This is a genomic window from Candidatus Dormiibacterota bacterium, assembly GCA_036495095.1.
Classification (GTDB): domain Bacteria; phylum Chloroflexota; class Dormibacteria; order Aeolococcales; family Aeolococcaceae; genus CF-96.
On record DASXNK010000110.1, the window covers coordinates 1 to 9,242 of the forward strand.

Sequence of the window (9,242 nt, forward strand, 5' to 3'; positions counted from 1 at the left end):
CCTGCAGCCCGCTGACCCCGGGTGCCACCGCGAGGTTGCCGAGCACCATGAGCGAGCGGGATGGGAGCGGCGACGAGGTCGCGCCTCCTCCGCGGACGTCTGTCGTCCTGTGGTCGAACCCCGAGGGGACGGGATCGACGCGGACTCGGGCGTCGTGGGTCAGTCAGAATCTCCCGGCGGGGGGCGCTGATCTGAGCCGGGGAGGCGGATGCCGGCAACCGAGGACCCGGGCGGGGACATCCTGTTCCACGGCGCGAGCGTTCGCCTCGAGGACCTGCGCCTTTTCGGTGAGGCGGTGAATGCGCTGCGAGTCGGCGCCGACGCCCTCGCTGGTGCCGCCGCACACTTCGCCGGCGCAGCCCGGGACCTGGGCGAGCAGACCGGGGACGCCGGGTTCGCCTCGCGATATGACACGGCGTTCGGCAGGACTCAGCAGACCGTCGGCGCCGTGCAGGACACATGGGAGCGCCTCGCCCGTAGCCTCGACGCGGTGGCGGACGCCTATGCCGAGAGTGGTGGTCCGTCGATCACCGCGCCCGGAGGCCCGTGAGGTGGATCTCCCCGGCCGTCCCGGAGGCGACCCGGACGCTCTGCGCGCGGGCGCTCGTGCCTGGGACCACCTCGCCTGGGAGGTGTGGCACCTGAGCCGGCCGGTGGAACAGCACCTCGGCGGCCTGCTGGAGGGATGGTCCGGGTCGGCCGCCGACCTCCACCGGGCGCGGTGGGACGAGGTGCGGCGCGGCCTGAGCGAGCTGGACCACCGGCTCCACACCAACGCGGACCATCTGCGGGTCTTCGCAGGTCTGGTCGAAGACGCCCAGAGCGGCTACGACCACGCGCTTGCCGCGGTGGGCATCGCGACCGTCGCGGGGATCGGGCTGACCCTTGTCACCGGGGGTGCATCCGACGCTCTCGCAATGGAGGCCGACGGCGCGCTCGGGGCCACCGTGACGGCGATGATCGGCGAGTTCCAGCTCGCGATCGGCCGGATGACGGCGCTGGTCGCCGAGCTCGCCGACCTGATGGGTGCCCTCGCCGCGCGGTTCGCCATGGACTTCGCGATCAGGGGTCCCGACCTCGCCGACGGCGCCGCCGGGGGTGCCGCGACGGGCATCGCCTTCGCGCTCGCGGATGGGGAGCGGAATCTCCGAGACCTGGCGCTGAGCGGGGCGGTGGGGGGCCTGGTCGAGGGTGGGCGGCTGGGGCGGAGGGGTGGGACGGGGACTGTACCGGATGCACGGCGTGGCGGTTACGGGCCGACCAAACCCAGGAACATTACCGACCCGTACCTTCGGAGCATCGTTGATCAGCTGTTTCGACCCGGTGCTACGATGGGGCGTGGCGGTACCGCCGATGCAGTGCGTGATGGGGCTGGGCACGTTCAAAAGGCATATGATCGTGCGGTGCAACTCGGCCGGTGGCTCGAGCGGAGTATGAGCGTGGCCTCGCCGAGCGATGTGCACGTAGCCCAGGTGTTACTGCAGGACTTGCTGGCCGCGTTGGCCAGTGAGAAGTTTCCCATTGTGCAACTCACATGGTGACGACGTGCCTTCGTTGACGGAACAAGCCCGCGCAATTGAAGGGATGGCCGCGACGGTTGCCCACCTGCGCCCTCTGAGCCAGGACGAGCTTCGCGATGCACGTGAGCACCCCTATATCGTGGTCGGCAACCTGGTGCAGTGGCTGGTGAGCAACAGGGCATCCTTGGGCGACGTCGAGCTCGGGCGATTGTTCGATGAAGTGGAACGGCACGCTGCAGGCGGTACCGAGGATGTCCGTGAGCTCATTGCCGAAGGATTCGTCGAGGACCTGCAGAATACGAGCTCCGCGGACGGTATCCCCGACGATGCATGGCAGCGATTTCTCGGGCCGGAGACCGAGAGGCTGTGGCGTTTGATTCAAGATCTGTGGGCGCAACGAGTGACACCCGAGGAGTACCGGCGCCTGGTCAGGTCATGAGAATCATCGTGGTCGACCACCGAACCGGGAGCCCGCCGTGACCCTCAGGCCTGGTCGTGGACGTAGGTGCCGGGGGCGGGCTCGATCGCCGGATGGCGGCGGCTGCCCGGCTGCTCCGGCGCCGGCCGCATCGGCCCGCTCCGCGCCCGCGCCCACTCCAGCCAGTGACCCCACCAGCTGTCGCGGTTCTCGGTGGCGGCGGCGCGCCAGGCGTCCGGGTCGGGACCCGGCCTGGGACCGGTGAAGTAGCTCGCCTTGGGATTGCCGGGCGGGTTGACCAGCGCCTGGATGTGGCCGCTGTTGCTGAGCACGAAGGTGCTCTCGCCGCCGAGCAGGCTGGTGGCCCGGTAGCAGGCGCGCCAGGGGGTGATGTGGTCGGTCACCCCGGCGAGCACGTAGGCGGGCACCCTCACCGCGCCGAGGTCGATCGGCGTGCCCAGCACCTCGATCTCCCCGGGCCGGGTGAGCGCGTTGTCGACCAGGATGCGCAGGAACTGCGCGTGCAGCGCCGCCGGCAGGTTGGTGGTGTCGTTGTTCCAGGCGAGGATGTCGAACGCCGGCGGCGGGTTGCCCATCAGGTAGTTGTTGACCCAGTAGTTCCAGACCAGGTCGTTGGGACGCATCCACGCGAACACCCGCGCCATCTCCGCGCCCGAGAGCACGCCCCGGCGCTGCGACTGGCGGATCGCGGAGGCGGCGAGCCGCTCGCTCGAGAACATGCCCGCGGTCGAGGGCACGCTCATGTCGAGCATCGTCACCGGCAGGGTCACGCTGTGCACCCGCGGGTCCTTCGCCGCGGCCATGTGCGCCAGCGTGATCGCGGTGGTGATGCCGCCGGCGCAGAGCCCCATGAGGTTGACGTCCTTCGACCCGGTCACCTCGCAGGCGGTGCTGATGGCGTCGAGGCAGCCCTGCACGTAGGTGTCGAGGTCCCAGTCGCGGTGCTCCGGCCGGGGATTGCGCCAGCTGATGGCGAAGAACTGGACGCCGTTGCTCACCGCGTTCTCGATGAAGCTGCGGCCCGGCGCCAGGTCCATGATGTAGTACTTGTTGATCTGCGGCGGGATCATCACCAGCGGCCGCGCCCTCACCTCCGCGGTGGTGGGCGTGTACTGGATCACCTCGCAGACCTCGCTGCGGTACACCACCGCGCCCGGGCTGACCGCGATGTTCCTTCCCGGCACGAACGGGCTGCGGTCGACCTGCGACGGCATCCCCCGGTTGTGGCGGATGTCGTGGACCATGTTGCGGGCGCCGCGCAGCAGGCTGCGCCCCCCGGTCTCGAAGCTGCGCTTGAGCGCCGCCGGGTTGCCCGCGAGCGTGTTGGTGGGGGCGAGCGCCTCGGTGACCAGGGTGGCGGCGAAGCGCGCCCGCTCGGCGTTGCGCCAGTCCAGCCCGGCGCCGTCGACGACCCTGCCGACGGAGCGGCTCCAGGCCAGATAGCCCTGCATCGCGCGGTGGTAGGCGGGGTGCTCGGTCCAGGTGGCGTCGGTGAAGCGGCGGTCGCCCCGGGCGGGCTCGACGCCGGAGCGCCCGACGGTGACGGCGGCGAGCTCGCGGGCCAGGGACAGGCTCTCGCGGGTGAGGGTGCCGGGGTTCATGATCAGCCGGGTGGCCAGGCGGCCCAGCGCCATCACCTGCTCGCGGCGGTCGATGCCGAGGAAGGGGTTGGCTCCCAGGATGGCGTCGCTGGCGCGCTCCTCGACGGTCTCGGGCTCGGGCGGCGGGCTCGGCGGCGGCGGCGGCGTCGCGGCGGCGGGGCGCTCCCCGCTCGCCCGGTTGACGGGGGTCGCACCGGCGCGGCTGCGCCCGTTCTGGCTCCGCGCCCTGCGGCGGGTGCCGGTGCCGCCATCCATCTGGCTCTCCTCCGCGGTGGTCTGCGACCCTCCCGGCGGGCAGGGTCCGGTGCCGACCGGCACTACGATAGCGGCCCGGGGGACGCGCGATCCCCCGCCGAGGGGAGGGCCGGCCCCAGGGGACGCACATGCGCTTCGGGATCTTCTACGAGCACCAGCTGCTCCGGCCCTGGGAGGACGGCGCCGAGGAGCGGCTCCTCAACGACGCGCTCGAGCAGGTCGTGATCGCCGACCGGATCGGCATCGACCACGTCTGGGAGGTCGAGCACCACTTCCTCGAGGAGTATTCGCACTCCTCGGCGCCGGAGGTGTTCCTCGCCGCCGCCAGCCAGCGCACCACCCGGATCCGCCTCGGCCACGGGATCGTGCAGCTGCCCCCCGGCTTCAACCATCCCGCCCGGGTGGCCGAGCGCATCGCCACCCTCGACCTGATCAGCGGCGGCCGGGTCGACTTCGGCACCGGCGAGGCGGGCTCGCAGATGGAGCTGGGCGGCTTCGGCGTCGACCGCGAGCAGAAGCGCGCCCAGTGGGCCGAGGCCCTCGACGTGGTCACCCGGATGATGGTCGAGGACCCGTTCGCCGGCCACCGCGGCCGCTTCCTCTCGGTGCCGCCGCGCAACGTGGTGCCGAAGCCGAAGCAGAGGCCGCACCCGCCGCTGTGGGTGGCGTGCAGCCGGCGCGACACCATCCTCCTCGCCGCCCGCTGCGGCATCGGCGCCCTCTCCTTCTCCTTCGTCGAGCCCGAGGAGGCGAGGCGGTGGGTCGACGACTACCACGCGATCATCGCCTCCGAGGAGTGCGTGCCCGCGGGGTTCGCGGTCAACCCCAACGTCGCCGTGGTGCTGCCCTTCATGTGCCATCCGGACGAGGCCACGGCGATCGAGCGGGGCATCGACGGCGCCCACTTCTTCGGCTACTCGCTGGCCCACTACTACGTGTTCGGCGACCACCGGCCCGGGGTCACCGACGTCTGGGAGGAGTTCCAGGCCAACCGATCCCGCCGCGGCTTCACCCGCGAGATCGTCAGCGCCGGGGCGGCGCCACTGGGGATGAAGCTGCTCGAGCGCGGCCTCGGCTCGCTGCGCGGCGCGATCGGCACCCCCGCCCAGGTGCGCGAGCTGCTGGAGCGCTACCGGGCCGCCGGCGTCGACCAGGTCATCCTCGTCTCCCAGACCGGCCGCACCCGCCACGAGCACATCTGCGAGTCGCTCGAGCTCTTCGGCGCCGAGGTGCTGCCCCACTTCGCCGAGCAGGCCGAGGCGGAGGAGGCGGGCAAGCGGGAGCGGCTCGGCGAGCACTGCGAGCGGGCGCTGCGGCGCCGGCCGCCCGCCCGGCCGCCCGGCGCGGTCGACCCGGGGGGCTACGTGGTCAGCACCACCGGCGAGCCCTGGACCCACGCGGCGCCGTCCGCCGGCGCCGGCGGGATCCGCGAGGCGCTCGCCCGGGGCGCCCGCAGCGCCACCCGCGCCGCACTCGCCGCCGCGGTCCGCGGCCGCAGCGACGCGGCCGTGGGACGCACCGTCGCCTCGCCGGCGGGTCTCTGGGTGCTCTTCCAGGGGATGGCGCGGAGCTTCCGCCCGGAGCGGGCGGGCGGCTTCCACGGCGACATCCAGTACGTCCTCGAGGACAGCCGCGGCGGCCGTGCCTGGTACCTGCGCGTGGAGGACGGCGCCGCCCGCCCCCGGCGGGGCCTGGCGCCGGTGCCGGCGCTCACCTTCCGCATGCCCGCCGCGCTGTTCGCGCGGATCGCCGCCGGCGAGGTGAGGGCCGAACGGGCGCTGATCGAGGGCACCCTCACCGTCGAGGGCGACCTGGCCCTGGCCCAGCGGCTGCCCGAGATGTTCGGCGACGTCTCCGGGTTCTGACCGGCGCATCGTGCGGCGGAGTCCCGGGAGCGCCGATGATGCTGTCCATGAGCACGGCCACCCTCGCCGCCGCGGCCCTCGACGTCGAGGGTCTCACCCTGGAGACGTCACGGCGCATCCTCATCGACGGCGCCCGCTTCAGCGTGGGTGCCGGGCGCCGGGTGGCGCTGGTGGGTCGCAACGGGAGCGGGAAGACCAGCCTGCTGGAGGCCATCCTGGCGCGGCTGACCGGCACCGAGCCGCCCGAGCACCTGACCGTCCGGGGTTCGATCACCGCCCCCGAGGGCGCGACCTGCGGCTACCTCGGCCAGCACCCCGCCGCCCTCGAGTCCGCGGCGACGGTCGCCGGCTACCTCGAATCCCGGGCCGGCGAGAGGGCCCGGCTCCACGGCCGCTACGACGCGCTGACCGCCGATCCGGAGGCGATGACGAGCACCGACGGCCTCGCCGCCTACGGCGACGTCGTCGACCGGCTCACCACCCTCGCCGCCTGGGAGTTCCCGGCCGAGCGCGACACCCTGCTCGCCGGCATGGGCCTGGGCGCGGCCGAGCTGCAGCGCCTCGTCTCCCAGATCAGCGGAGGCGAGGCGACCAAGGTGGCGCTCGCCGGCCTCCTGCTCGCCCAGCCCGACCTGCTCCTGCTCGACGAGCCCACCAACAACCTCGACGATCGCACCCTCGGCTTCGTCCGCGACTGGCTGCGGGGCACGCCGTCGACCGTCCTGCTCATCTCCCACGACCGCGACTTCCTCGACGACACCGTCGACGGCATCCTCGACATCGACGAGGAGACCGGCGGGGTGACCCTGTACGAGGGCGGCTACAGCGCGTACGCGGCGACCCGGGCGGAGGAGTTCGCGGAGGCCACGCTCGCCTTCGCGATGCAGGCGGCGCAGCGCGAGGCCCTGGAGGCGAGCGCCGCGATGCTGAGCGGCCGGGGACAGAGCTTCGAGGACCAGTCGGACAGCGGCTTCCACCACGCCAGGGGCGCCAAGGTGGCGCGCCGGGCCTCGGTCCAGCGCCGCCGCATCGAGCGCCAGCTCTCCGATCTGACCGAGCCGCAGCCGCCCCGCCGGCCGGACATCGTGGTGCCGCGCATCGACCGCCGGGAGGGGGCCCTGCTCTCGAGCCGCGGGCTGGCGGTGGGCCATCCCGGGAGCCCGCAGCTGCTCGGCGGCCTCTCCTTCGCGCTCGAGCACGGCCAGCGGATCGCGATCTCGGGACCCAACGGATCCGGCAAGACGACGCTGCTCCGGGTCCTCGCCGGCGACCTCCCTCCGCTGAGCGGCACCGTGGAGCGCGACCCCGGCGCCCGCACCGCCTACCTCCCCCAGTCGGTCGCGGACCCCGACACCACGATGCGGGTCGTCGACCACGCCCGCCGGGTCGCCGCCATCAGCGAGGACGACGTCCGCGAGCTGCTCGCCGGCGTCGTCTTCACCGACATCGGCGACTTCCCGATGGCCTGCTTCAGCGCCGGCGAGCGCCGCCGCATCGAGCTGGCGGTGTTCTTCGCCAGCCGGCCCGACCTGATCTTCCTCGACGAGCCCACCAACCACCTCGACCTGCCGACGATCGAGATCCTCGAGCGGGCGCTCCGCGACTATCGGGGGGCGATCGTCACCGTCTGCCACGACCGGCGCTTCCTCGCCTCGCTCGGGCTGGACGGCCTCCTGCTCCTCGACGGGCAGGGGGGCGTCGAGGCCCGCTCGGGGCAGGCGCTCGATCGCTACCTGTCGACCCGCAAGCGCCCCGCCACGCGGGGGATGCGGCGTCTGCTCAGGGAGTCGCCGGGGCGGTCGTGAGACCGCTGTCCAGGGTCCTACCCGCCGCGGTGGCCGCGTGCGCCGGCGGTGGCGCAGGGGCTCGGGGAGGGCGACGCGCTCGGGGTGTCGTGCCCGGCGGCGGCCGGCTCCTGGCCCTGGTCGGTGCCGCTCCGCGGGCAGACCCCGGGCGACCCCGAGCGGGACGGGGACGGCGAGCCCGACGGCGCCGGTGAGGCGGTCGCGGTCCAGCCGGCGGCCGGCGGCGGCAGCCCCGCCTTCCGGGCGAACGAGGCCAGGGTGTCGTAGCCGCTCACCTCGTTGCGCCGCAGCAGGAACGGCTGGGAGGCGTACTGGCGCGACCCCGGCTCGGTGGTCGAGGCGTCGGCGAAACCGGCGCTCGCGACCATCGCGACCACCCGGGCGGTGAAGATGCCGTAGGGGTAGGCGAAGTCGGCGACCGGCTGGCCGGTGAGCTGCTGCAGCACGGTGCGCGACCGGGTGATCTCGTCGGCCGCCACCTGCGGCGACACCGCGGCGAGGTCGACGTGGTGCATGGTGTGCGCCCCGACCGTCATCCCCGCGGCCACCACGGCGTGGAGCTGATCGACGGTCATGTAGCTCGACCTCCCCAGGAAGCCCGGCACCACGAACGAGGTGGCGGTGAGCCCGTTCTCCTGGAGCACCGGGACGGCGCGGTAGGCGAAGTCGTCGTGGCCGTCGTCGAAGGTCAGCACCACCGGCCGCGGGGGCAGCGGGGTGCCGCCGGCGAGCGCCTGCATCACGTCCGCCAGCGAGACGGTGTGGGCGCCGTCGGCGTGGAGCAGCGCCATCTGCCGGGCGAAGTTGGCCGGGGTCACGGAGAGCCGGAAGCCCTCCCTGTCGGTGGCCACAGGGTTGGTGCGGACGTAGTGGTAGAGGAGGATGGGGACGGTCACCGATGGGCCGGCGGCGGGGGGCGGAGGGGCGGCGCCGCCCTGGGCGTGGCCGGGGACGCCCTCGTGGCGGGGCCCCGGCGACGGCGAGGGCGACGCTGTCGCGACGGAGGTGGCGGTGACGTCGTCGGGCTCGGCGGCACCGTCCGACTCCGGGGTGGCGTCCGGGGTTGCGGTCTGGGCGGGGGCGGGCTGGAGCAGCGACGAGGCGACCAGCGGATGCTGCGGCGCCGGCGACCCGGTGGCGGCCCCGACCACGACGCCGGCGGTGGCGGCGGCGGCGAGGGTCACCACCAGGGCGGCGACCCGCCGGGGCCGGTGGGCGAATCGCGTCAAAGGCGAGGAGCGCATGCAGAGTGGTCAACGCTGGCGCGGCCGCATCAGTTGCGGTGCCGCGGACGGCCGGGCCGGAGGCCCCGGGCTCCGGCGGATATGATGGGATCGTCCGCCTCGCCCCGGCCACGCCGTGGCGCCGGCCGGCAGGGTGGCGGTGTGGAGTGGAGGAGAGGGCTCGCATGAGCGTGTCGGGTGTCGGCCTGCGCGCGCTCGCGGTGGCGCTGCCGCGCTGGCGGCTGAGCCGCGCCGCCTGGGCGGGCGCCTGGGGGCGCCGCTCCGGGCCCGGGTCGCGCCCCGTCGCCGGCCACGACGAGGACAGCCTCACCCTCGCCGCCGACGCCCTCGACCGCCTACCCACCGCGGCTGTCGACGCCCTCTACGTTGCCGGCACCACCGCGCCCGACGCCGAGCGTGCCTCGAGCTCGGTGCTCTGCGCCGCCCTCGACCGCGGCGACGCCACCCTCACCGCCGATGTCGGCGGGTCGCTGCGCAGCGGCGCCGCCGCCGCGCTGATCGCCGCCGACCGGG

8 protein-coding genes are annotated in these 9,242 nt (G+C 73.8%); 6 read left to right on the forward strand and 2 right to left on the reverse strand.

Going from position 1 to position 9,242, the window contains the following annotated elements:
• Positions 1-208: 208 nt before the first annotated feature.
• From VGL20_12185 to VGL20_12195, 3 genes are read left to right on the forward strand one after another with little or no spacing between them, the layout of a single operon-like run.
• Positions 209-550, forward strand: coding sequence for a hypothetical protein (locus tag VGL20_12185; GenBank protein ID HEY2704440.1), 342 nt, complete (start codon positions 209-211; stop codon positions 548-550).
• Between the two features lies 1 nt (position 551).
• Entirely contained in the window at positions 552-1,541 is a 990-nt protein-coding gene (locus tag VGL20_12190; protein ID HEY2704441.1) for a hypothetical protein, read from the forward strand.
• A 43-nt stretch (positions 1,542-1,584) separates the two neighbouring features.
• Positions 1,585-1,959 (forward strand): hypothetical protein, encoded by a 375-nt coding sequence (locus VGL20_12195; protein ID HEY2704442.1) that lies wholly within the window; start codon positions 1,585-1,587, stop codon positions 1,957-1,959.
• Between the two features lie 44 nt (positions 1,960-2,003).
• On the opposite strand, the gene VGL20_12200 is transcribed toward VGL20_12195, so the two are convergent.
• Complete coding sequence (locus VGL20_12200; protein HEY2704443.1) at positions 2,004-3,815, reverse strand: alpha/beta fold hydrolase; 1,812 nt, start codon at positions 3,813-3,815, stop codon at positions 2,004-2,006.
• A gap of 128 nt (positions 3,816-3,943) precedes the next feature.
• Between VGL20_12200 and VGL20_12205 the strand changes: the two genes are divergently transcribed.
• Together VGL20_12205 and VGL20_12210 are read left to right on the forward strand one after the other, a co-directional pair.
• On the forward strand, positions 3,944-5,680 hold the full coding sequence (locus tag VGL20_12205) for an LLM class flavin-dependent oxidoreductase (GenBank protein ID HEY2704444.1): 1,737 nt from the start codon (positions 3,944-3,946) through the stop codon (positions 5,678-5,680).
• A gap of 47 nt (positions 5,681-5,727) precedes the next feature.
• Positions 5,728-7,485 carry an ABC-F family ATP-binding cassette domain-containing protein gene (locus tag VGL20_12210; GenBank protein HEY2704445.1) on the forward strand — a complete coding sequence of 586 codons (1,758 nt, stop codon included), beginning with the start codon at positions 5,728-5,730 and terminating at the stop codon, positions 7,483-7,485.
• A gap of 17 nt (positions 7,486-7,502) precedes the next feature.
• On the opposite strand, the gene VGL20_12215 is transcribed toward VGL20_12210, so the two are convergent.
• Entirely contained in the window at positions 7,503-8,714 is a 1,212-nt protein-coding gene (locus VGL20_12215; GenBank protein HEY2704446.1) for a polysaccharide deacetylase family protein, read from the reverse strand.
• A gap of 179 nt (positions 8,715-8,893) precedes the next feature.
• Here VGL20_12215 and VGL20_12220 point away from each other — a divergent pair.
• Positions 8,894-9,242: hydroxymethylglutaryl-CoA synthase (locus VGL20_12220; GenBank protein ID HEY2704447.1), on the forward strand; the 349-nt coding region annotated here is incomplete at its 3' end.

Excerpts from the sequence above, each read along its gene's own strand:
- VGL20_12205 (HEY2704444.1), top strand. The coding sequence starts at position 3,944 with ATGCGCTTCGGGATCTTCTACGAGCACCAGCTGCTCCGGCCCTGGGAG.
- VGL20_12185 (HEY2704440.1), top strand. The coding sequence starts at position 209 with ATGCCGGCAACCGAGGACCCGGGCGGGGACATCCTGTTCCACGGCGCG.
- VGL20_12195 (HEY2704442.1), top strand. The coding sequence starts at position 1,585 with ATGGCCGCGACGGTTGCCCACCTGCGCCCTCTGAGCCAGGACGAGCTT.
- VGL20_12210 (HEY2704445.1), top strand. The coding sequence starts at position 5,728 with ATGAGCACGGCCACCCTCGCCGCCGCGGCCCTCGACGTCGAGGGTCTC.
- VGL20_12200 (HEY2704443.1), bottom strand. The coding sequence starts at position 3,815 with ATGGATGGCGGCACCGGCACCCGCCGCAGGGCGCGGAGCCAGAACGGG.